General features: G+C 66.9%; 18 protein-coding genes and 1 pseudogene. 10 read left to right on the top strand and 9 right to left on the bottom strand.

The features are described 5' to 3' along the window. Positions 1–200 (top strand): annotated as a pseudogene (locus MRBLSP13_RS10880) (succinyl-CoA--3-ketoacid-CoA transferase); the annotation flags it as partial. A gap of 41 nt (positions 201–241) precedes the next feature. Here MRBLSP13_RS10880 and MRBLSP13_RS10875 read toward each other — a convergent pair. The 4 genes from MRBLSP13_RS10875 to MRBLSP13_RS10860 form a co-directional block, all read right to left on the bottom strand. Continuing rightward, positions 242–1,954 (bottom strand): GAF domain-containing hybrid sensor histidine kinase/response regulator, encoded by a 1,713-nt coding sequence (locus MRBLSP13_RS10875; protein WP_363754484.1) that lies wholly within the window; start codon positions 1,952–1,954, stop codon positions 242–244. 170 nt (positions 1,955–2,124) lie between these two features. Further along, complete coding sequence (gene acs, locus MRBLSP13_RS10870) at positions 2,125–4,077, bottom strand: acetate--CoA ligase (RefSeq protein WP_363754482.1); 1,953 nt, start codon at positions 4,075–4,077, stop codon at positions 2,125–2,127. Between the two features lie 9 nt (positions 4,078–4,086). Next, positions 4,087–4,539 carry a pseudoazurin gene (locus MRBLSP13_RS10865; RefSeq protein WP_363754480.1) on the bottom strand — a complete coding sequence of 151 codons (453 nt, stop codon included), beginning with the start codon at positions 4,537–4,539 and terminating at the stop codon, positions 4,087–4,089. A gap of 137 nt (positions 4,540–4,676) precedes the next feature. Next, a complete protein-coding gene (locus tag MRBLSP13_RS10860) occupies positions 4,677–5,237 on the bottom strand; it encodes a rhodanese-like domain-containing protein (RefSeq protein WP_363754478.1) in 561 nt (186 codons plus the stop codon). 105 nt (positions 5,238–5,342) lie between these two features. On the opposite strand from MRBLSP13_RS10860, the gene MRBLSP13_RS10855 reads away from it, so the two are divergent. Together MRBLSP13_RS10855 and MRBLSP13_RS10850 are read left to right on the top strand one after the other, a co-directional pair. After that, positions 5,343–6,116: a quinoprotein dehydrogenase-associated SoxYZ-like carrier gene (locus tag MRBLSP13_RS10855; RefSeq protein WP_363754476.1), complete on the top strand. Its 774-nt coding sequence runs from the start codon at positions 5,343–5,345 to the stop codon at positions 6,114–6,116. Further along, entirely contained in the window at positions 6,113–7,060 is a 948-nt protein-coding gene (locus MRBLSP13_RS10850; RefSeq protein ID WP_363754473.1) for a quinoprotein relay system zinc metallohydrolase 1, read from the top strand. Before MRBLSP13_RS10855 ends, MRBLSP13_RS10850 begins: the two co-directional genes overlap by 4 nt. A 37-nt stretch (positions 7,061–7,097) precedes the next feature. On the opposite strand, the gene MRBLSP13_RS10845 is transcribed toward MRBLSP13_RS10850, so the two are convergent. The 3 genes from MRBLSP13_RS10845 to MRBLSP13_RS10835 form a co-directional block, all read right to left on the bottom strand. Continuing rightward, positions 7,098–9,413, bottom strand: coding sequence for a TonB-dependent receptor (locus tag MRBLSP13_RS10845; protein ID WP_363754470.1), 2,316 nt, complete (start codon positions 9,411–9,413; stop codon positions 7,098–7,100). A 119-nt stretch (positions 9,414–9,532) separates the two neighbouring features. Then, positions 9,533–10,924 carry a porin gene (locus tag MRBLSP13_RS10840; protein ID WP_363754467.1) on the bottom strand — a complete coding sequence of 464 codons (1,392 nt, stop codon included), beginning with the start codon at positions 10,922–10,924 and terminating at the stop codon, positions 9,533–9,535. A gap of 126 nt (positions 10,925–11,050) precedes the next feature. Next, on the bottom strand, positions 11,051–12,022 hold the full coding sequence (locus tag MRBLSP13_RS10835) for a PQQ-dependent catabolism-associated beta-propeller protein (RefSeq protein ID WP_363754464.1): 972 nt from the start codon (positions 12,020–12,022) through the stop codon (positions 11,051–11,053). Positions 12,023–12,187: 165 nt separating this feature from the next. Between MRBLSP13_RS10835 and pedF the strand changes: the two genes are divergently transcribed. The 7 genes from pedF to MRBLSP13_RS10800 all read left to right on the top strand — a co-directional run bounded on the left by pedF (position 12,188) and on the right by MRBLSP13_RS10800 (position 19,468). Next, positions 12,188–12,613 carry a cytochrome c-550 PedF gene (gene pedF, locus MRBLSP13_RS10830; protein WP_363736652.1) on the top strand — a complete coding sequence of 142 codons (426 nt, stop codon included), beginning with the start codon at positions 12,188–12,190 and terminating at the stop codon, positions 12,611–12,613. Positions 12,614–12,617: 4 nt separating this feature from the next. Then, on the top strand, positions 12,618–13,481 hold the full coding sequence (locus MRBLSP13_RS10825; RefSeq protein WP_363736653.1) for a substrate-binding periplasmic protein: 864 nt from the start codon (positions 12,618–12,620) through the stop codon (positions 13,479–13,481). 140 nt (positions 13,482–13,621) lie between these two features. Then, on the top strand, positions 13,622–15,364 hold the full coding sequence (locus MRBLSP13_RS10820; RefSeq protein WP_363754461.1) for a methanol/ethanol family PQQ-dependent dehydrogenase: 1,743 nt from the start codon (positions 13,622–13,624) through the stop codon (positions 15,362–15,364). A 12-nt stretch (positions 15,365–15,376) separates the two neighbouring features. Further along, complete coding sequence (locus tag MRBLSP13_RS10815) at positions 15,377–16,153, top strand: response regulator transcription factor (RefSeq protein ID WP_363736657.1); 777 nt, start codon at positions 15,377–15,379, stop codon at positions 16,151–16,153. Between the two features lie 163 nt (positions 16,154–16,316). Further along, positions 16,317–16,781 (top strand): aminoacyl-tRNA deacylase, encoded by a 465-nt coding sequence (locus MRBLSP13_RS10810; protein ID WP_363736659.1) that lies wholly within the window; start codon positions 16,317–16,319, stop codon positions 16,779–16,781. A gap of 179 nt (positions 16,782–16,960) precedes the next feature. Next, positions 16,961–19,183, top strand: coding sequence for a catalase/peroxidase HPI (katG, locus tag MRBLSP13_RS10805; RefSeq protein ID WP_363754459.1), 2,223 nt, complete (start codon positions 16,961–16,963; stop codon positions 19,181–19,183). 111 nt (positions 19,184–19,294) lie between these two features. Next, complete coding sequence (locus MRBLSP13_RS10800; RefSeq protein ID WP_363754457.1) at positions 19,295–19,468, top strand: hypothetical protein; 174 nt, start codon at positions 19,295–19,297, stop codon at positions 19,466–19,468. A 31-nt stretch (positions 19,469–19,499) separates the two neighbouring features. On the opposite strand, the gene MRBLSP13_RS10795 is transcribed toward MRBLSP13_RS10800, so the two are convergent. Beyond that, on the bottom strand, positions 19,500–21,722 hold the full coding sequence (locus MRBLSP13_RS10795) for a hybrid sensor histidine kinase/response regulator (RefSeq protein ID WP_363736668.1): 2,223 nt from the start codon (positions 21,720–21,722) through the stop codon (positions 19,500–19,502). Then, positions 21,719–22,861 carry an FIST N-terminal domain-containing protein gene (locus tag MRBLSP13_RS10790; protein ID WP_363754455.1) on the bottom strand — a complete coding sequence of 381 codons (1,143 nt, stop codon included), beginning with the start codon at positions 22,859–22,861 and terminating at the stop codon, positions 21,719–21,721. The genes MRBLSP13_RS10795 and MRBLSP13_RS10790 overlap by 4 nt, the downstream gene beginning before the upstream one ends. Positions 22,862–22,899: the final 38 nt, after the last annotated feature.

Here is a 22,899-nt window from a genome sequence, read left to right as displayed (position 1 = left end):
CCAAGTTCATCCCGGCCTGCACCCTGCCGCTGACCGGCAGGAATGTGGTCGACATGATCGTCACCGACCTCTGCGTCTTCCAGCGGCCCGACCATGACAGCCCCTTCCGCCTCGTCCAGCTCGCTCCGGGCGTGACAGAAGACGACGTCGCCGAAAGGACAAGCGCGCATTACACGGTCGACATCGCCCAGGCGGCATGACTGGAACAGGCAGGCCCGGCGGCAGCCGTCATATACCCGGATCAGGCGGTCTGCGCGCGCGCGGCGGAGATGCAGGCCTGCAGATGTTGATGCCGGAACGGCTTTGACAGGCGGGTGATGTCGGGCGCGATCAGGTCCACCCCCTCATAACCCGATATGATCAGCAGCGCGATCTTCGGATGATCGGCACGCAGACGCAGCGCCAGTTCCACTCCCGTCATGCCCGGCATGATATGGTCGGTGATCAGGATGTCCGGCCGGTCGCCTGATTCGATCATCGTGAGGGCATGTTCGGCGCGGTCGGTGTCGATCACCTCATAGCCCATGTCGACCAGCATCGCCCGTGTGCTGTTCCGGACAAGGTCATTATCATCCACCAGCAGCACCTTGCCCGATCGCGCTTTGGGTTCTTCCCCGACCGCGGGCGGTTCGGCTTTCGCGACAGGGGCCTGCTCGACCGGCAGCCAGAGCCTGACGCTCGTACCCTCGCCCACGGCGCTGTCGATCTCCACTGTGCCGCCAAGCTGGGTGGCAAGGCCATGGACCATGGACAGGCCCAGTCCCGTACCGTGGCCGGAAGGCTTGGTGGTGAAAAAGGGTTCCATCGCCGCAGCCCGGACCGACGGCGTCATGCCGGTGCCGGTATCGCTGACGGTCAGGCAGACATAGGGACCAGGCGGCGCCAGAGCGGCGGGCAGGCGGCTCTTCCGGGCCTCCGCCTTTATGCTGAAGGCGCCGCCATCGAGCATGGCATCGCGCGCGTTGACCGCCAGATTGAGCAGCGCGACCTCAAGCTGGTGGGCATCGGCGCGCACGGCGGGCAGCATCGGTTGCAGATCGAGCGACAGCGCGATCCGCGGGCCCAGCGTGCTGGCCAGCAGGGCCTGCATGCCATCGAGCAGGGTTGACAGGTCGACCGCCTTTGCGATCAGGGGCTGGCGGCGGGCAAAGGTCAGGAGCCGCTGCACCAGCGTCTGGGCGCTTTCCGCCGCCTGCATCGCGATGGTCGCGTGCCGCTCGATCGACTCCGGGGTCCGCTTGCCCGAGAGGATCAGGTCCAGCCCGCCGACGATCGGCATCAGCAGATTGTTGAAATCATGGGCGACATGGCCGGTCAACTGGCCCAGCATGTCCAGCTTCTGGACCTGGCGCAGGCTGTCCTGCGACCGCTCCAGTTCCGTGGTGCGTTCCCTGACGCGGCGTTCCAGCTGATCGTTCAGCGCTTCCAGCGATGCGAACAGCCGCCCATTTTCCAGCGCGGTGGACGCCGCGCGGGCCAGGGCCTCCAGCAGCGCGATCTCATTTTCGGTGGGCTGCGCGAATTCCGACCAATAGGCGCCCAGAGCGGCTATGGGCTCGACGCGGCCGATCGGCACCATCACCATGGACCGCACGAATGTGGAGCGATAGGCCTCCACCGGCACGCGGGGATCGTCGAATATGTCCGGAATCACCGCGGTCCGGTGATTCTCCATCGCCCAGCCCGATACGCAGCTCGCCGCGGGAAAGCGCTGGCCCGCCCAAAGCGGCTCCATCGAATCTTCCGCGATATAGTGACACTCGTCCTCATCGCGCAGGACGACCGCAATGCCGTCCGCCCCGACCGCGCGACGCGCGAAGGCTCGCAGGACATGGGTGATGGCCTCCAGGGACCGAGCACCGGCCAGCGCTTCCATGGCTTCGGCGGCTATGCTCCATCGGGCCGCTAGCGCCTTTTGCTCCGCACCCCGTTCGCTTGCCAGTTTCCTGTCCATCGACAACCTTCTGCATCGAAACCGCGCAGCTTTCTATCATTGGACGGGGTCGATCACAAAGCGATTATGATCAACGGCTTAGCGCTCGCCTGCCACCGATGGTCATCAACCATTTCTTAACCCTGCGGCGGCGGCGGGAAGGACATGCCTCTTCCCGCCCCATCGCTGCTCTATGCGGCGCGGCTTTCGACCAGCTCCTGCACGATGGCCGGATCGGCAAGTGTACTAATGTCTCCCAGCGCCTGCGGGGACACCTCACCCTCCGCGATCTTGCGCAGGATGCGGCGCATGATCTTGCCCGACCGGGTCTTGGGCAGGCCGGGGGCGAACTGGATGACGTCGGGCGTCGCGATCGGCCCGATCTCGCTGCGTACCCATTTGACCAGCGTCTGGCGCAGCGCGTCGCTCGCTTCCTCGCCGCTGTTGAGCGTCACATAGGCGTAGATGCCCTGGCCCTTGATGTCGTGCGGAAAGCCCACGACCGCCGCCTCGGCCACCGCTTCGTGCAGCACCAGCGCGCTCTCGACCTCAGCCGTGCCCATGCGGTGCCCGGACACGTTGATGACGTCGTCCACCCGGCCCGTGATCCAATAATAGCCGTCCGCGTCGCGCCGGCAACCGTCGCCGGTGAAGTACAGCCCTGGATAGGTGGTGAAATAGGTCTGGAAGAAGCGCTCATGGTCGCCCCAGACAGTGCGCGCCTGCCCCGGCCAGCTCCGCGCGATGCAGAGATTGCCCTCCCCTTCGCCGTCCACGGCGACGCCATTGCCGTCGACCAGCAGGGGTTCCACCCCGAAAAAGGGCCTGGCCGCCGCACCCGGCTTCAGGTCCGTCGCGCCCGGCAACGGCGTGATCATGTGCCCGCCCGTCTCGGTCTGCCACCAGGTGTCGACGATGGGGCAGCGCCCCTCGCCCACCACCTCATGATACCAGCGCCAGGCCTCGGGATTGATCGGCTCGCCCACCGTCCCCAGCAGGCGCAGCGACGTGCGGCTGGTGCGGGTCACGAAATCGTCGCCTTCCTTCATCAGCGAACGCAGCGCCGTCGGCGCGGTGTAGAGCGTCGCCACCTGATGCCGGTCGACCACTTCCCAGATGCGGCTGGGCGTCGGCCAGTTCGGCACCCCCTCGAACATCAGCGTGGTGCCGCCATTGGCCAGCGGCCCATAGACGATATAGCTGTGCCCCGTGACCCAGCCGACATCGGCGGATGACCAGAAGACTTCGCCCGGCCGATGGTCGAAGCTCAGGTCGAATGTCATCGCCGCCCAGAGCAGATAGCCCCCGGTCGAATGCAGCACGCCCTTGGGCTTGCCCGTCGATCCGGAGGTATAGAGCAGGAACAGCGGGTCTTCCGCCGCCATCGCCTCGGCCGGACAATCGACGGAAACGGTGGCGGCCAGTTCGTCATAATAGGCGTCGCGCCCAGCATCCATTGCAACATCGCCGCCGGTCGCCCGGACGACGATCACGCGCTCCAGCCCCGGCGCCAGAACCGCCGCCGCGTCGACATTGCGCTTGAGCGGCACGGTCCTGCCGCCGCGCCGCCCCTCATCGGCGGTGATGACGATCCGGCTGTCGCAATCGGTGATCCGCCCCGCCAGCGCCTCGGGCGAAAAGCCGCCGAACACGACGGAATGGATCGCCCCGATCCGCGCGCAGGCGAGCATGGCGAAGGCCGCCTCCGGAATCATCGGCAGGTAGAGCGTCACCCGGTCGCCGCGGCCCACGCCCGCCGCCTTCAGCACATTGGCGAAGCGACACACCTCCGCATGCAATTGCCGATAGGTGAAGCGCCGCGCCGCTTCCTCTGGATCGTCGGGTTCCCAGATGATCGCCACCTGGTCCCCGCGCGTCTCCAGATGGCGGTCCAGGCAATTGGCCGACACGTTGAGCATGCCGTCGCTGAACCAGCTTATGCCGAAATTCCGCTCCGCAAAGCTGCTCTCGTCGGCGCGGGTGGGTTCGCGCAGCCAGTCCAGCCGCCGCGCCTGCTCCAGCCAATAGGCGTCAGCGTCATCGATCGATCGGCGATAGCCCGCGGCATAGGCGGCAGCATCGACCTTCGCCTCCGCCGACCAGAGCGGCGGCACGGGATAGACAAGGGGGGCCGTGGTCAGCATCGGCGGATCTCACTTCACCTTGGCAAGCGCGGCGGTCATCCGCTTGGCGGCGAAGGGCGGCAACTTCACCGCCTTGGCGGCGGCGAGATCGGCCGGGGTTACCTTGCCCACCTGCACCAGGGCGACCATGCCCATCGAATAATGCGGCATGCACTTGATGCCGTAGAGGCCCGGCTTGGTGACGGTCAGCACCGCCTCCTTGTTCATCACGCCCTTCATCGGGGTCGCGCCGGCCGGCAGCATGTTCGCCATGGTTTCGGCATTATGGCTGGGATTGCTTGGCTGGAAACGGATGGTGTCGCCCACAGCCGCCTTCACGAAGGACGGCTCGAACACCATGGCGCCATCCGCGCCCTGGTTCTTCATATGGACGATGATGTCCCTGGCCTGCGCCGAAAGCGGCGCCAGCGCCAGCAGCGCGACGGCGCCAACAGCGCCCAGGGTGATGCGAATGTCGGTCAAGGCTCTCTCTCCCATGCAAACATGCTTGGGCAAAAGATGGCGCAGCGCGGCGGATCCTCGCAATGGGCCATTGGTCCTAGAGCTTGGGCAGACCAAGGCATGCCAAGACAAAAATCGGGGCACGACCTGCACCTGATCTAGGACGGAGCGCTCGCGCGCACGACGCCTCCCTCCGGCACCGCCCGCGCCAATGGCTGTCCCAGGTCGCGCCAGCCGTCCGTCCCCTCCGCCAGCCACCAGACATTGCGATAGCCCATGGCGCGCAGCCGCCGCGCGGCGTTCCAGCTCATCCAGCAATCGGCCCGGCAGAAGACCAGGAGCATGCGATCCCGCCGTCCACCCGTCAGCCGCCGCACGCCACCTGCGAACCAGGCCGCGATGCCGGGCTCCGGCACGCCCCTGCCCGCTTCGGGAAACCAGTGCGCGCCCGGAACGCTTTCATGCTGCTCCGCCAGCCGCCAGCGCCCGTCGCGCTCCTTATGCCCGCCCTCGGCCGGCAGGACATCGATGAACAGCGCGTCCCGCCCCGGCCGCAGGGCCGCGGCGGCGGCCGGGGCAATCCGGCCAACCCCGTCGGGCGGGCGGGCGACCGGCGCGCGATAGGCGGCAATGCGATATCCGTCGGGGCCGAACAATGGCTCCGCCCCCACCGGCGCCGCGCAAAGCAGCAATGCGGCGCCCCAGACAGTCATCCTCATTTCCCGGCCCTCCCCATCCGACCCAAGGGCCAATGGTAGCGCATTGCGCCAGCCTGTAGACCTGCACCAAGGGAGAAGGACGTGAAAGGGCGAAGATACGCAGCCATGACCCTGACCCTGCTCGCGCTGGCGGCGCGCGCAGGCGCATCCGTGCCTGCCGATCCGCTCGAATCGCCGATGTGGGAAGCGCATGCGAAGCTGCTGTTCGGCGACGATCCGGTCCGCTTCGACCCGCGGGTGAAGGTCGGCTTTCCCGAAATCGCGGAAAATCAGCGCAGCTTCCCGGTGGCCATCGACGCCCGCGCCATTGCCGGCGTCCGGCGCATCGTGCTGATGGCAGACCTCAACCCGATCCCCATCGCCATCGACTATCGCCCGACGGACAGCGACGCCTATCTCGCCACCCGGATCAAGCTGGACCAGCGCACGCCCGTGCGCGGCGCGGTGCAGCTGGCGAGCGGCGAATGGCTGGTGTCGGGCGGCTGGATCGACGCGGCGGGCGGCGGCTGCTCGACGCCGCCGGTCAGCCGCGTGAAGGGCGACTGGGCCGAACATCTGGGCGAAATCAGGGGCGAAGCCTGGCCCGTCGCCGGGCCAACGCCGGCCAGCCGCCTGCGCATCAGCTTCCGGCACCCGATGGATACCGGGCTGGTCGATGCCATTCCCACCTATCATCTGGAACAGCTGACCGTGCGCGACGGCGCCGGCCGCGAACTGGGCCGGATGGAGATCTGGGCTTCGGTCGCGGAAGACCCGGCCATCACCCTGGTCCCTCATGCGGCGGCGAGCGACATGCTGACGGTCGATGCCCGCGACACCAACGGACGCGATTATCACGCGGCACTGTCCGTCGCGCGCCAGTCGCCCCCGCCGCGATGATGCTCACCCGGCGCGGACTGATCACCGGCGGCATGGCGCTCGCCGCCTTGCCCGCGCAGGCGCGCGGCCGCTATGCGATCGATCCCGTCGCCGTCGCGGACGGAATATGGATGATCCACGGCGCGGACGCCCCGATCGATCCGGCCAATGGCGGCGCCATCGCCAATATCGCGATCATCGCCACGCCGGCGGGGACGGTGCTGTGCGATTGCGGCCCGTCGCTCTCCTATGGGCAGGCGCTGCGCAAGGTGGCGGAGGAACTGACCGGCCAGAGGGTGGTCCGCGTCTATGTCACCCATCTGCACCCCGATCACGGCATGGGCATCGCCGCCTTCGATCCCGGGATCGTCGCGGCGCTGCCCGGCACGATCGAAGCGCTCGCCCGCGAGGGACGCGGCTATTCAGACGCGATGTACCGGTTGCTGAACGACTGGATGCGCGGCACCGAACTGGTCCTGCCCGGCCTGCCGATCACGACAGGGCGCGATGATTTCGGCGGGCGCGGCTTGCGGCTGCTGGCGCTTTCCGGCCACAGCGGCGCGGACCTGGCGCTGCTGGACGAACGAAGCGGCCTGTTGATCGGCGGCGACCTCGTCTTTCACGATCGCGCACCCAGCACGCCGACCGCCGACCTTCCCCGCTGGCGCGCGAGCCTCGACCGGCTGGCGAGCGAACCGCATGGCGGGCTGGTCCCCGGCCATGGCCCGTTCGATCCGGGCGGCAGGGCCGCCATTGCTCAGACCCGCGACTGGATCGACTGGCTGGAGGACGCGCTGACGCGGGCGGTGCAATCGGGCCTCGACATGGTGGAGGCGGGCGAACTGCCAATCCCCCCACGCTTCGCGACCATGGCGGCGGCACGATACGAACTGCAACGCAGCGTCTCCCACCTCTATCCGGGGCTGGAGGCACGGCTGCTGCCCCGCATCGACCAGCCAGCCTGATCTGGCGCGATTAGCCGGCGATCCAAGCCGGTTGGCTCTAGAATCGAGCCTTCACCCCCGCATACCAGCGGCGCGGCGCGCCCGGCCCATAGGCGCGCGGATCGGACGCATGCGGCGCTTGCGCCATCGCCACCTCCCCGATGTCGCTGAACGTGCCGAAGGTCGCATATTTGCAGTCCAGCGCATTGCGCAACTCGCCGAACAGCGTCACCCCCGGCAGGATATCGACCCCGGCGCGCAGATTGACCAGCGCATAGCCCTTCAGCGGCGGCTGGTCATTGCCCTCGTCACCCACCAGATATTGTCCCGTCCGCGCGATCAGGTCGCCGCCGGCCGACCAGCCCCGCCCGGCATAGTCCAGCGACAGCGTCGCACTGTGGCGGGGAATGCCGGGCAGCCGGTCGCCCGGCCGGACAAGGATCACGCCGTTCTCGTCCGCCGCGGGATTGGCGGGACTGGAAAGCGCCAGCTCATGCCGGTAGGTCGCGTCGGTGAAGGCATAGCTGAGGGCCCCGGAAAAGCCGCCGCGCACGGCCTTCAGGGTGAACTCCACGCCCTGCCGCCGGGTGGCGCCGATATTGCGGAACCAGGCGCGCCCGCGAATGTCGGACGCGACAAATTGAATGTCGTCGCGGTTGCGCGTGCGATAGGCGGACAACAGCCATTCCAGCCGGAACCCGCCCCACCGGCCCCGCCCGCCCGCGCCCGCTTCCCAGCTTTTGGCGACGACCTGCTTCAACGGCGGATCGGCAATGAAGAAATTGGCGAGGCTGCACGGCGCATGCTCATCGGCGCAGGACAGTTCGGCGGGCGTGGGCGCGCGGTTGCTCTCGGCATAGCCGACGCGCAGGTCCAGTTCCTGCGACAGCCGGTAATCGAACTCCAGACCGGGGTTCAGCCGCTCGAACCGATGATCGCCGTTGAGCGCCGTGCCGATCCGGTCGCGCATCGCGATCGCGACATGATTGTAGCGCAGCCCGATCTCCGCCGAGAGCCGGGGGGTCAGCGGCAGCCGGTCCTGCGCGAACAGCCCCCAATAGCTGGCATGCGCGACCAGGCCGACCGGCCCGATGGCGCCGTCCTCCTGCACGATGGACGGCCCCAGCCCCTGGACGCTGCGATCCTCCGTCAGCGCGCCCAGTTCGGTCGACGCGCCAAAGCGGCTGCGGCTCGTGTCATAGCTCAGCCCGATGGCAAGGTGATTGCGCCCGCCCGGCAACGCCCGCTCGTCGATCATCTGGACCAGCGCGCCCATCGCCCGGCTGTCGAGCCGGCCACGGTTGAGCACGCCATAGCCCTCACCGCCCCGCACATCGGCAATCGGCCGCCCGTCGCCATCGGTCAGCAGCGCCTCTTCCGTCCCGCCCACGGTCTCCAGGCAGAGCAGCCCGGCGCGATCCTCGTCCTCGCACGCCTCCATGTCGGCGGCATCGCCATTCACGGTGCGCAGCTTCAACCGCTGGGCATAGAACGTGCCCTCGATCCGCGTCCCCTCCCCCAACGCGACCCAGGGGTGCAGGCTGACCCGGCCATAGCGCGCTCTGGCATTGTCGGGCCAGGTGAAGACCGCCCGCCGGTCCGCCGCCAGCAATTCGACCGGCGCGACGCCATTGCCCGCCAGGTCCGTGTCGGCGCCGATCCACTTCAGATGCAGCCCGCCCGTCGCGGTGTCGAAACCCAGGTCGGCATAGCCATTATAGAGGGTGGAGGGCGAATGGTCGCGCCAGCCGTCCTCATGGCGGTACTGGAACGCGCCGAAGGCGCTGAAATCCCCCTTCTTCAGGCCACCCGCGACGCTCGCCTCCCGCGACCCGAAACGGCCGCCGGTCAGGCTCGCCTCCAGCCCCGGATCGCTGGCGCCCGTCTTGGTGTCGATCACCATCGCCCCGCCCAGCGCGTTCAGCCCGTAGACAGCGCTGCTGTCAAGCAGGGTGACGCCGCGAATCGCCGCCTCCGGCAACAGGTCGAAGGCGACGGTATCGCCAAAGGGCTGGTTGAAGCGCGCCCCGTCCAGATAGACCGCCAGCCCCTGCGCCTGCCCCTGCAAGGGGGAGGCGGTAAAGCCGCGATAGACCAGATTGGGCTGCCACGGATTGCCCTGCGCATCCTGCAGGGTCACGCCCGCGATCGACCGGGTCAGTGCGCCCAGCAGGTCGGGCGCCCCGGCGCGGCCGATGTCCGCGCCGGTCAGGTGCAACGCATCATCGGCATCGATCGCGCCGCCGGGCGCCGTGACGACGATCGGCTGCCGCTCCGCATCGGCGTCGGCCGTCTCCGCCCGCGCGTCCAGGACCATGGCCTGCCCCGCCAGCATCGCCCATGCCGCGCCGACCAGCCGCATGCCCTTCCTCATCCCCTTGCCTCTTCTTCTTTGTTCCTCGACCGCCAGGCCATTGTCCAGCCATGAAAAAATGGGGCCGCATCCCTGTTAGGATGCGGCCCCGCCCCGTGACATTGTTCCTTCGGTCGGGATCAGAAGAACAGGATCGCCCCGGCCGCGACGGCGTCGGAACTGGCCTGGTTGCCGTTATGCGCTTCCGACTTGGTGTGGACATATTCGCTTAGCAGCGTCACCCAGCTCATAAGGCCGTAGCGGAGCTGCCCGACCCAGCTCGAATTCTTGTCCACCAGCGTCGGATTGGCCAGCGCGTCGGCGGCGTTGGCATAGTCGAGACTGCTCTCGCCATAGCTGCCCCCGACCGAGACCTTCCCGAAGGTCGCCAGCCCTTGCAGGTAGAAGCCATGGCTGTCGCGCTTGTTGCCCAGGCCATCGGTGTCGAACAGGTTGAGCGCCGTCGTGCCAAGGCCCGAGGCATCATAATAGGTGCCGACCAGCGTCAGCGGACCCACCGTCACCTTCGCGCCCGCGTCCCAGCCCCAGCTGGTATAGTCCGGACCCGCGATCACATTATGCTTCTGCCGGATGCCGGCCGCCCACAGGCGCGTGCCCACGCCGCCGAACTTGCCGTCATAGACCAGCTTGCCCTGGAAGCCCGGCTCCTTGTTGGCCTCGTCCGGCCCGGTCAGCGATGACAAGGGCTCGAAAATGCCGAGGCTGGCGGTAAAGCCGCTGAAGCTGGGCGTGGTATAGGTGATCTGCGGCTGGAAATCGGTGTAGATATAGCCGACGCCGATCCGCCCCAGCGTGGTGTTGGACGGCGCGACATTGCCCGCCGGCGTTCCCGAAGACAGCAGGGTGATGTCGTTCAGTATCTGCTCGGAGGCGAACAGGCCGATGTCGCGGCCGATCTTCACCTCGCCAAAGCCCGACCGGCCGAAGGTCAGGTAGGTCTGGCGGAAATCGATGCCCGCCGTCTGCAGCCCGCGCGGATTGCCGGGGCTGTTCGCGCCGCCGCCCGCCGCATAGTTCACCGAATTAATGCCCGGATACATGCCGAAATGCGCGCCCACATCCCAGCCGCCCTGCCGGGTCATGACCTCGACCTTCAGGAAGCCTGGCAGCAGGCCGTTGCGGATCGCCGAACTCTTGCCGCCTACCGTCGCCACGCCGCCGACCACGCTGTTGGTCGCGCTGGGCGCCTCGCCATTGTCATGGACGTAGAAGCCGTTGACCGAGCCGGAGAATTTGAGCGTGACGTCGCCCATTTCGAAGCCGACGCCGCTGTCGGTCATGCGCACGGTCCGGCCGCCGCCCGACGCGTCGGGTGTCACCGGCGGGGCGGCAGGCGCCGAAGCCGCCTCGGCGCTCTCATTCTTCAGCAGCTCCTGATATTCCTCGTCGGAGAGGATTCCCTTCTCATGCAGCCGCTTCAGCAGATCGGCGGTGGTCCCGGCCAACGCCGGCGTGGCAGTCGCGCAAAGCAGCCCCATGGCCGCGCTCGCGAGGAGCAGCGTCCTTTTCATAACATCCTCCCTCTTTGTGCCGGTCAATGCCCCCGGCTGAAGAGAGAGTGAGGCGGACGCCCCGGCAGGAAAATTGGACTTAGGGCTTCCTCCCTTGGGATGAGGGGGCAACCTATCTGCGGATGATCAGGGGACCGCCACGATTCCCCAGGGCGCGGCGCCCACGGGGATCGTTCCCGTGACCTCTCCCCTGGCCAGATCGATCACGCTCACATTGTCCGAAAGGCCATTGGCCGCATAGGCCCGCGCGCCGTCGCCGCTCACCGCGACATGCCATACCCGCTTGCCCACCGGCACATAGGCGCGCACCTTGCGGCTCGCCACGTCGACCAGCGCGACATGGTCCGCCCGACCCAGCGCCACCACCGCCGTCCTGCCGTCCGGCGTGAAGCGGATGCCGCAGGGCAATATGCGATGCTCCGCCACGCCCGGAATGGCGAAATGCAGCGTCTCGACCACCTTGCGGGAGGCCGTATCGATGATCTGCACCGTCCCGCCCACCTCCGCCGCGACCCAGAGCTGGGCGCCGTCGCGGGTGAATTCGACATGGCGCGGGCGCAGGTCGACGGGCGTCGCCTCGACCATTTCCCGCTTCGCCACGTCGACCCAGTTGACGACATTCTCTTCCTCCGACGTCACCGCGACCCACCGGCTGTCGGGGCTTTGCGCCACGCCCTCGGGCTCCCCGCCGACATCCACCTGGAAGGCGACGGTCCTGGTCCCAAGGTCGATCGCGGTCAGCGCCGCATTGTCCTCATTGGCGACGAACAGCGTCCCGCCATCGCGCGACAGGAAGAATTGCTCCGGATCCTCCCCTGACGGCAACTCCGCCACGACCTTGCCCGTGGCCCGCTCGATCACCTGCACGGCATGGTCGGTCGATGCGCACAGATAGATATATTTCCCGTCCTTCGACACGGTGATCCCGCGCGGCCGGCCGCCGACCGCCCATGTCGCGACCACCTTCGCGCTGGCCGCGTCGATCACCGTGACGCTGTTGCCGCGCTCGTTGGAGACATAGAGCGTCTCCGCCCACGCGCTCACTGGCTGCGCGCTCGCCGGAGCCAGTACCAACCCCGCCAGAATGATGCGCTTCATCCGCCCTGATCCTCTCCGCCGCCCAATGGATATTCCATGTTCCTGTATGGCACCCGCGAGTTTTAAGGCGCGCGCGCCTCCACCGGGATAGTACCAACGGCCAATAGGGCGGCAAAGCACGCTGCCCTACACTTGCCCCAATCAATTCGGGTGAGGATTTCGAGCATGAATCTGGGACGCATTTCGCTGCTGGGCGCCGTCGCCATATTGGGCGCGACCACGGCAACCGGCCTGATGGCGCACGGCAATGTGACGCCGCAGGCGGTCGACACCTCCGCCTTGCCGGACATTGGCGAGGAATGGCTTCAGAAAAACCCCTATAGCGGCAATGCCAAGGCCATAGAGATCGGCCAGTCCGCCTATGGCCAGAATTGCGCCCGCTGCCACGGGCTCGACGCCGAAAGCGGCGGCATCGCGCCGGACCTGCGCTATCTGGAACAGGGCGAATCGGGCGACCAGTGGTTCGTCGAACGCTTCCGCCACGGCTCCAGCCATGACGGAAAGGTCTATATGCCGCCCTTCGGGGACGTGCTGGGCCAGAAGGCCGGCTGGGCGATCCGCGCCTGGCTCGAAACCAAGTTCCAGGGCTGAGGCCATGTTCAGCCGGCGTGGCCTGATCGGCGCAGCGGGCGCGGCGATGGCGCTGGGGCTAGGGATGAGGCCCGGCATGGCGCATGCGGCACCGCTGGGCAAGGTCAAGGACCTGGGCGTGCTGCGGGTGGTCGTCTACAGGGACAATCGCCCCTGGTCCTGGGAGGAAGGCGGGAAGCTCGTCGGCCTCGACGTCGATCTGGCGCATGCGATCGCCGGGAAACTGGGCGTGCGCGCCGACCTGGCCCAGCTCGTCGCGGACGAAAGCGTGGACGACGATCTGCGCCATGGCGTGTGGAAGGGCGGACTGCTCGGCTTCGCGCCGGGCGACCTGATGCTGCACATCCCCTTCGACCGGACCTTCGCCGCCCGCAACGACCAAGTGGCGATCATCGCGCCCTATTATCGCGAGAGCTTCCGTCTTGCCGGTATGCCGGACGCCATTGATCTGGAAGCGCCGCCCACCGGATGGCGCGGGCACAGGCTGGCGGCCGAACTCGACTCCATTCCCGACTTCTACCTGATCGGTTCCTTCGGCGGCCTGTTGGCGAAGGATGTCGCGCATTATCCCAGCGGCGCCGAAGCGGTCGCGGCCGTCGCGGCGGGCAAGGCGGACGCCGTCCTCGCCAGCCGCGCGCAGATCGAGGAAGGGCTGCACCGCGGCGCGAAGGGCCTTGCCTTGCGCAAGGGGCCCCTGCCCGCCTTCACCTCGCCCGGATGGGACATCGGCATGGCGGTCAGGGAAAACAGCCGCACCCTGGGCGACGCGGTGGAGGAGATCGTCGTCGCCATGGCCGCCAGCGGCGAGATGAAGGCGCTGTTCGCCCCCTATGGCGTGGAATGGACACCCGCGCTGGCGGCGGGTTGAGATCGGGCACCTGCCCCTCCCCGTTCCGGAGAGTCGGGGGGAAGGGGCCGACCCAAGGTCCAATTGCTGCGCACAACAGGTGCAATAATCTGCAACGGTCGGGGGCGCCGAGCACGCCCTTTCAACAGAGGGAGGAAAGAATGAAAGGACGTTTGACGCGAGCCCTGTCCGGCGCCGCGATCCTGGGCCTGGCGGTTGCCGCCGCGCCATTGCTGGCCGAAGGTCCAACCGATGCGGACCTCATGAACGACGCGGCGACGCCGGGCGACGTTCTGACCTATGGCATGGGTCCGCAGGCGCAGCGCTTCAGCTCGCTGAAGGCGATCAACGCCTCCAATGTCGCAAGGCTGGTACCCGCCTTCGCCTCCTCGCTCGGCGGGGAAAAGCAGCGCGGGCAGGAAGCGCAGCCGATCGTCTATGACGGCACCATCTACGTCACCGGCAGCTATTCGCGCGTGTTCGCCTTCGACGCGCGCACGGGCGAGGAAAAGTGGCAATATGACGCCCGCCTGCCCGAAGCGATCATGCCCTGCTGCGACGTGGTGAACCGCGGCGCGGCGATCTATGGCGACAAGATCATCTTCGCGACGCTGGACGCGCACATGGTCGCGCTCAACCGCCACACCGGAAAGGTCATCTGGAACAAGCAGATCGCGGACTATCAGGCCGGCTATTCGGCCACCGCCGCACCCATGGTGGTGAAGGGCAAGGTGATCTACGGCAATAGCGGCGGCGAATTCGGCATTGTCGGCGCGGTCGAGGCGCGCGACGTCAACACCGGCGAATTGGTCTGGCGCCGCCCGACCATAGAGGGGCATATGGGCACCCTCAATGGCAAGGACAACGGCATCACCGGCAAGACCAACGCCAGCTGGCAGGGCGACCTGTGGAAGACCGGCGGCGGCGCCACTTGGCTGGGCGGCACCTATGATCCGGAAACCAACCTGCTCTTCTTTGGCACCGGCAACCCCGCGCCGTGGAACAGCCATCTGCGCCCCGGCGACAATCTCTACACCAGCTCGACGCTGGCGATCGATCCCGACACCGGCGTCATCAAATGGCATTTCCAGACGACCCCGCATGACGGCTGGGATTTCGACGGCGTCAACGAATTCATCCCCTTCGACGCCACCGTCAACGGCAAGGCGATGAAGCTGGGCGCGAAGGCAGACCGCAACGGCTATTTCTTCGTGCTCGACCGCACCAACGGCAAGTTCGTCAGCGCCAACAAGTTCGTCATGCAGACGACCTGGGCCAATGGCTTCAACAAGAACGGCCGGCCCAACTACAACGACGCCAATCGCCCCGGCGCACCGGGCGAGGCGGCCAAGGGATCGTCGGTCTTCGCCAGCCCCAGCTTCCTGGGCGGAAAGAACTGGATGCCCATGGCCTACAGCCAGGACACCGGCCTCTTCTACATCCCGTCCAACGACTGGGGCATGGACATCTGGAACGAGCCGATCGCCTACAAGAAGGGCGCAGCCTATCTGGGCGCCGGCTTCACCATCAAGCCCATTGCGGAGGATCATATCGGCGCGCTGCGCGCCATGGACCCCAAGACGGGCAAGATCGTCTGGGAATATAAGAACAAGGCGCCCCTCTGGGGCGGCGTGCTCTCGACCGCGGGCAACCTCGTCTTCACCGGCACGCCGGAGGGGTATCTCAAGGCCTTCGACGCCAAGACGGGCCAGGAACTGTGGAAGTTCCAGACCGGATCGGGCGTGGTGGGCAGCCCCGTCACCTGGGAACAGGATGGCGAGCAATATGTGGCGGTGATGTCCGGCTGGGGTGGCGCGGTGCCGCTCTGGGGCGGCGAAGTCGCCAAGAGCTTCAAGGACATCAACCAGGGCGGTTCGCTCTGGGTGTTCAAGCTGCCTAAATAAGGGATAAGCACGATGATCGTCATGGGCCGCGGCAACCACATCCCCTCCATCCGGGCGGTCCCGCCTGGCGCGATGCGGCTTGCCACGGCCCATGACTTGTCCGATTATCCGGGGCAAGGGGTGGGCCAGTATATGGGTGGCGAGGCAATCATGGAGCGGGTACTGATCGTCGACGATCACCCCCTCGTGCGCGACGGGCTGCGCAGCGTGATCGCGATCAGCTTCGACAATTGCGAGATCTTCGAGGCGGCAAGCATGGAAGAGGCCGTCGCCTTGCTGGAAAAGCAGGACAATTTCGACCTCATCCTGCTCGACCTCAACATACCCGATGTCCGCCGCCTGGATGGCCTCAAACTGCTGCGCGATCGTTTTCCGATCCTGCCCGTGGTGATGGTGTCGGGCGCCTTCGACCGCCCGATCGTGCAGGAGGCGCTGGCCGCCGGCGCCGCGGGCTTCATTCCCAAGTCACTGAAGCGCAGCGCCATTGTCGACGCGCTCCATCGCGTGGTCTCGGGCGAGATCTACCTGCCGGAGGCCATGGGCGAGACGATCGCTCCCACCGCGGAGGAGGATGAAATCGCCCGCCGTATCGACAGCCTCACGCCGCAGCAGAAAACGGTGCTGGCGCATCTGGTGCGCGGCCGGCTGAACAAGCAGATCGCACATGATCTCGGCGTGTCGATGACCACCATCAAGGCGCATGTCTCCGCCATTCTCCAGAAGCTGGGCGTGCTCAGCCGCACCCAGGCGGTGATCAAGGCCAATCGGGTGCATTTCCGCGCCGATTGAGGGTTCCAGGGCGGGATCGCTTGTCGCCGGCAAATCTGCTATTCTTCACCTATAGACGGCATTGGCCAGACTCGCCGCCCGCCCTTGTGCCGGCCCCCATTTCCGGCACCGCGCACGACGCCCCGCTGACCATGCCCCCGGGCACAGGCCGATGGAGGATGTCATGGCGATTTCCCAGAGATTGCGCGGCTATATGGACCGCTGCGGCACCAGGTTCGACGAATGGCCGCATGAACCCTCGACAGAGATGGCGCGGGCGGCGCAGGCGGCGCATGTCCCCGGCCGGCAGGTGGCGAAGGCCGTGCTGGTGCAGGCGGGCGACGAATATCTGCTGGCCGTCCTCCCCTCTTCCAAACATGTGAGCTTCAACTTCCTGCAGCAATGGCTGGCCCGCGACGTGTCCCTGGCGGAGGAGCATACGACCGCGGCGCTGTTTCCTGATTGCGACCTCGGCGCGCTGCCCCCGGTCGGCGCGGCCTACGGGCTGAAGACCATCATCGACGACGACATGCTGATGGGTCAGGATGTCTGGTTCGAGGGCGGCGACCATCACACGCTGGTGCACATGAATGCGGAAAACTGGCGGCGGCTGCAAAAGGGCGCCAGCCATTTCGCATTCAGCATCTAGGCGAGCGGCCATCGGGCGGAGTCGTTCACCCCGTTTGAAGGATCAGGGGCGGGCGCCTCCCCTTTCATGCAATAAATTCCATACAGTCATCGGAAAAATAACATGGCCGTCGCAGTTCCCCCTTTGCCGGCCATGGCCTAAAATCCCCCCATCCGGAGAAGCTGAAAGGAACCCGTGCAATGGACGCAAAGACGAGCAATGATCCGTTGGCCTGCCCCATGAAGGAGCCGGCGGCGCTTCGATCCCTGCTGGGGCGCACCAATCGCGACTGGTGGCCCAACCAGCTCTCGCTCGACATTCTCCAGCAGAACGGCTTGTCCGGCAATCCGCTGGGCGACGATTTCGATTATGCCGCAGCCTTCAAGACGCTCGATTATGACGCGCTGAAAAGGGATCTGACGGCCCTCATGACCGACAGCCAGCCCTGGTGGCCGGCGGATTACGGCCATTACGGCCCCTTCTTCATCCGCATGGCTTGGCACTCGGCGGGCACCTATCGCACCGGCGACGGCCGCGGCGGCGCCTCCTCCGGCTCGCAGCGCTTCGCCCCGCTCAACAGCTGGCCGGACAATGCCAATCTCGACAAGGCCCGCCGCCTGCTGTGGCCGATCAAGCAGAAATATGGGCAGAAGCTGAGCTGGGCCGACCTCATGATCCTCGCCGGCAATGTCGCCATCGAATCGATGGGCGGCCCGGTCTTCGGCTTCGGCGGCGGCCGCGCCGACGTGTTCGAGCCGGAAAAGGACGTCTATTGGGGCACGGAGGAATTCTGGGTCGGGCAGGAGGGCAATGAGACCCGCATCCAGCCCGAAAAGAACATGGCCCTCGAAAGCCCGCTCGCCGCGATCCAGATGGGCCTCATCTACGTCAATCCCGAAGGACCGGGCGGCAATCCCGACCCGCTGCAATCGGCGCGCGACATCCGCGAAACCTTCCTGCGCATGGGCATGAACGATGAGGAAACCGTCGCGCTCACCGCGGGCGGCCACACCTTCGGCAAGGCGCATGGCGCGGGCGACGCGTCCAAGGTCGGCAAGGAACCCGAGGGCGCCGACATAGCGCAGCAGGGCCTGGGCTGGCAGAGCGGCTATGAAAGCGGCGTGGGCGACCACACCATCACCAGCGGCATCGAGGGCGCGTGGACGCCCACGCCCCGGACCTGGGACCACAGCTTCTTCCACATGCTGCTCGACTATGAATATGAACTGGTGAAGAGCCCAGCGGGCGCCAAGCAGTGGCAGCCGGTCAATCAGAAGCCGGAGGATATGGCGCCGGGCGCGCACAGCCCCGACCGGCGCGTGCCGACGATGATGACGACCGCCGACATGGCGTTCAAGATGGACCCGGAATATCGGAAGATCTCCGAACGCTTCCGCAATGACCCCGCCGCGTTCGAGGATGCCTTCGCCCGCGCCTGGTTCAAGCTGTGCCATCGCGACATGGGGCCCAAGGCGCGCTATCTCGGCCCCGAAGTACCGGCCGAGGACCTGATCTGGCAGGATCCGATCCCGGCGGTCGACCATCCGCTGGTCGACGCTTCGGACATCGCCTCGCTCAAGCAGAAGATATTGGCGTCGGGCCTCAGCGTGGCTGAACTGGTGACGACCGCCTGGGCCTCCGCCTCCACCTATCGCGGGTCGGACCATCGCGGTGGCGCCAATGGCGGGCGCATCCGCCTTGCCCCGCAAAAGGACTGGGATGTGAACCAGCCGGAGCAGCTTGGCCGCGTCCTCTCCGCGCTGGAGAAGATCAAGGCCGAGTTCGACGTCGCGGGGGCGAAGAAGGTCTCGCTCGCGGACCTCATCGTGCTGGCCGGATCGGCGGCGATCGAGAAGGCGGCGAGGGATGGCGGGCGCTCGATCGAGGTGCCCTTCACTCCGGGCCGCACCGACGCGTCGCAGGAACAGACCGACGTGCAGAATTTCGAGGTGATGGAACCGAAGGTCGACGGCTTCCGCAACTATCTGCCCGTGCCGTTCAATGTCCCGGTCGAGGAACTGCTGATCGACCGCGCCCAGTTGCTGACGCTCAGCGCCCCGGAAATGACGGTGCTGGTCGGCGGACTGCGCGTGCTGGGCGCCAATCATGGCGGTGCGCGGCATGGCGTGGTCACCGACCGTCCCGGCACGCTCAGCAACGACTTCTTCGTCAACCTGCTCGACATGGGCACGGCCTGGAAGGAAGCCGAGGGGCAGAAGGACATCTTCACCGGCACCTGCCGCACGTCCAACGAACAGAAATGGACCGGCACGCGCGTCGACCTGGTGTTCGGATCGAACTCGCAACTGCGCGCCTTGTCGGAGGTCTATGCCTCCGCCGATGCGGGCGACAAGTTCGTGAACGACTTCGTTGCTGCCTGGACCAAGGTGATGAACGCCGACCGCTTCGACCTGGCGGCATGAAGATGGGCGGGCCGCTCCCCGGACGGGGCGGCCTCCCCCTGCTCTCCGATCGTACTAGAACTTTCCGGTAAATTGCCCCTGCCCGGCTTTCGTGCGACACTTCTCACCGCCGTGATCCGGAGATTCGCCGTGCACGATCATCTGAAAGACGCTGCCGACGCGGCCGATCTGACGGACCAGCAACTGCTCGCCATCCGCCGCAGGATCGGCGACACGAAACGGCCCAGCGGCTTCGAACAGGCGGTGCTGGACGAAATGAAGCGCCGAAACCTGCGCCCTTCCTGAATCCGATCGCCGGGCACGGCCTGTTTCAGCCCTATTTCAACATCGTCCGCAACAGGGCGCGCAACTGCGCCGGCTTCACCGGCTTGCCCAGCAGCGGAATGCCCCAGCCGTCCATCCGCGCCTTCAGCGCCTCACCCCGGTCGGCCGAGATCATCACCGAAGGCACCGCCCGCCCGAAATGGCCGTGCAGCCGCTCGATCACGCCATCCCCGGTCTCGCCGTCGTTCAGATGATAGTCGACCAGGATGACGTCAGGCGCGTCCTCGTCCGCGAAGGCCGCCACCGCCTCCTCAAATCCCGCCGCCGTGGCCACGGCACAGCCCCAGCCGCCCAGCAGCGTGGCCATGCCGGTCTGGATCGCGCGTTCATTGTCGACCACCAGCACCTTCAGCCCGCGCATCGAACGGTCGCTGCGCTGCGCGGCACCGCCCTCCCCTTCCTCCACCACCGCCCCGCCGCGCGGCACGCGGATCGAAAAAGTCGAACCCTGCCCCGGCACGGATTCCAGCGTCACCTCATGGCGCAGCATGTCGCTCGCCCGCCGGACGATGGCCAGGCCCAGCCCCTTGCCACCCGCGCCCCTGCCTCCATGCGTTTCGAGACGGCGAAACTCCTCGAAGATCAGTTGCTGCTTGTCCGGGGGGATGCCGGGGCCGCTGTCGGCGACGCTCAGCCTTATCCCCTCCCCCTCCGCCACGCAGGTGACGCGCACCGATCCGCGCTGGGTATAGCGCAAGGCGTTGGACAGGAAGTTCTGGAGGATACGGCGCAACAGCCGAATGTCGGACCGTACCCAGATCGGCCCTCCTTCGTCGGCCAGACCCTCGACCGTCAGCGTCAGCCCCGCCGAACGGGCCATCGGCGCGAATTCCGTCCGCAGCGTATCCAGCAGCCGGTCGATGCGGAAATCGCTGATCTCCGGCTGGATCGCGCCTGCATCCAGGCGGCTGATCTCCAGCAGCGCCTCCAGCAGGTCTTCCACCGAATCGAGCGCGGTCGACGTCTGGTTGACCAGCGCCCGTGTGGGCAGGGCCAGCCGCCGGTCGCCCAGCGCCGCGACGAACAGCCGCGCCGCGTTCAACGGCTGCAACAGGTCGTGGCTGGCCGCGGCAAGGAAGCTGGTCTTGGACAGGTTCGCCTTTTCCGCCGCCGTCTTGGCATCCATCAGCTGCGCCTCGATCTGGCGCCGCTCCGCTACCTCCGCCTCCAGTTCCGACGTGCGTTCCGCCACGCGCCGTTCCAGCGTCTCCGCCGTCTCGCGCAGCGCCGCCTGTGCGCGCAGCATGTCGGTGACCTCGGTGAAGCCGATCACCTGCCCACCCCGTTCCATGGCGTTGCTGCGGATCTCGAAACTGCGTCCCCCGGCATGAACCAGCTCGCTGCGATGACGCGCGCCGCCCCGGTCGAGGCAGCCCCTGTCGTCCATGCCCAGCCGGCCCCGGCACCAATCCAGCAGCGCGGCATGGGTGCCGCCCTCCTGCGCCCACTCCTCCGGCAATTCCAGCAGCCGTTGCAACGCCTCGTTCCACGCCGCCAGTCGCCCCTCCGCGTCGAACAGGCAGACGCCCTCCGACAGATTGTCGAGCGTCGCCTGCAACACGATGTTGCGCTCGGCCAGTTCGCGCGCCCGGTCGCGGGCATCCTCCGTCTTCACCTCGGTGATGTCGGTATAGATGCCGACGATGCCGCCCTCGCTGGTGCGCAGTTCATTGATCTGCACCCAGCGTCCGTCGGACAGCGCCTGGACATGGCCGCCCTCCGCCACGCTGTGGCGCGCCAGCCGGTCGGACACCCAGCGGTCCTGCCCCACCGGGCGATGATGCGCCGCGGCCAGCCGGGCGATCTCGTCGAAACTCATGCCCTCGCGGATGTGCGCCGCAATCTCCGGCCAGAAACCCAGATAGGCTTCGTTATAGAGGACCAGCCGGTCCTCCGCATCGAACAGCACAAAGCCCTCGTTGACGGAATCAATCGCATCGCGCAGCCGCATCCGCGCCGCATCGGCATGACCATGGGCGGCGGCAAGGTCGGCATTGACCTCCGCCAACTTCGCCAGCGCCTCCTCCAGCTGCGCCGTCCGCTCGCGCACCATGGCTTCCAGCGAGATGGCGGTCTCGAACATCGAAAAGGCATTGCCCGCCATGTCGCTCGACCGTTCGACCCGGTCGATCAGCGCTGCGTTGATCTTGCGCAGCTTGCGGTTCTCTTCCCGCAACGCCTCCAGCTCGGCGGAAGAGAGGGCGACCTCCCTCACCGTCCGATGGCCAGGCCGCTGAATGTCTGGTTGACGTGCAGCGCATGATATTGCTCGCCATAGGTGTTGAAGCCGATCACCCGATGCCGCCCGTAAAGTTCCGACACCGCGCGGCTGATCTGCCGCTGTTCGGCATCGATGCGGTTCAACACGCAATCGAAGGCGATGATCCGGTCCACCGGCCCCACCTGCGCCGCGATGTCCGCAAACAGCGCGTCCATCCGCGCAATCCGGTCCACCGGCTCGCCCACGGTCATCACGATCCCCTCGTCGATCGCGCAATAGAAGGTCAGGCTGCCGTCCGGATTGGCGCTCTGTATCGACCGCACATGATAATCGCCCCCGGCCCGCACCATCAGCGGATGGGCGGCATAGAAGGCGACACCCAGCGCCTCGCCCCCATGGCCGGCGAGTTTCAGATATTCCTGCGCGGCCGGTTCCGCATTGATCTCGGTCACGATCCGGTCCTGCGGGATGGCGCCGGTGACGACCATCTTCGCCGCGCTCGGCTGGTAATGCTGCGCCTTGAAGACATGGATCGGGCGCGGCGTGGAAAGGATCGCCACCACCGCCGCATGGGCGTGGAAGCGCCCGCCATGGAACACCGCCGTTTCGCGAAAGACCAGCCCGTCGCCCGACGACCCGCCGATCAGCGCGATATCGCCCAGCGCGTCCTGGATCGTCATCGTCAGCAATTCCTCCCGGTGCGACAGCCCGTCGACCAGGAACAGCGCGACATGATTGACCTTCTCGCCCAGATGGCGGCTTTCCCGCTCCGCCCGCGCCGCCAGCCCCCGCACCGCCTGCCGCGCGGCGGCGGGATCGAAATTCTCTATGTCATCGAAGCAGAGCGAGCTCATGTGAAAGGCCGAAGCCGGAAAGCCGATGACGCTCAGGCTGTCCTCGTCATACCCATTTTCGGTAAGCTCGCCCGAACTGGTGCAGCCGATCGCCACCACGCCCTCCGCGCTGCGATTGACCGCCCGCGCCAGCGCCTCACGGTCGAAACGGTGCGAACAGAACAGCAGCATCCCGGCCAGCGGCTCCTTTCCCAATTGCCCGGCGACTTCGGCCATGGCCCTGGCCGGATCGCCCGCATGGCTCGACGCAAAGGCGATCTCCGATGCCAGCACCGTCATGTTCCTCTCCCCGCCTGTTCTCCTGTTCTTACTGTCTA

This window comes from Sphingobium sp. LSP13-1-1.1, assembly GCF_040676415.1.
Classification (GTDB): domain Bacteria; phylum Pseudomonadota; class Alphaproteobacteria; order Sphingomonadales; family Sphingomonadaceae; genus Sphingobium.
Note: the sequence above shows the minus strand (reverse complement) of the source record. Positions and strands in the feature narration are given on the sequence as shown.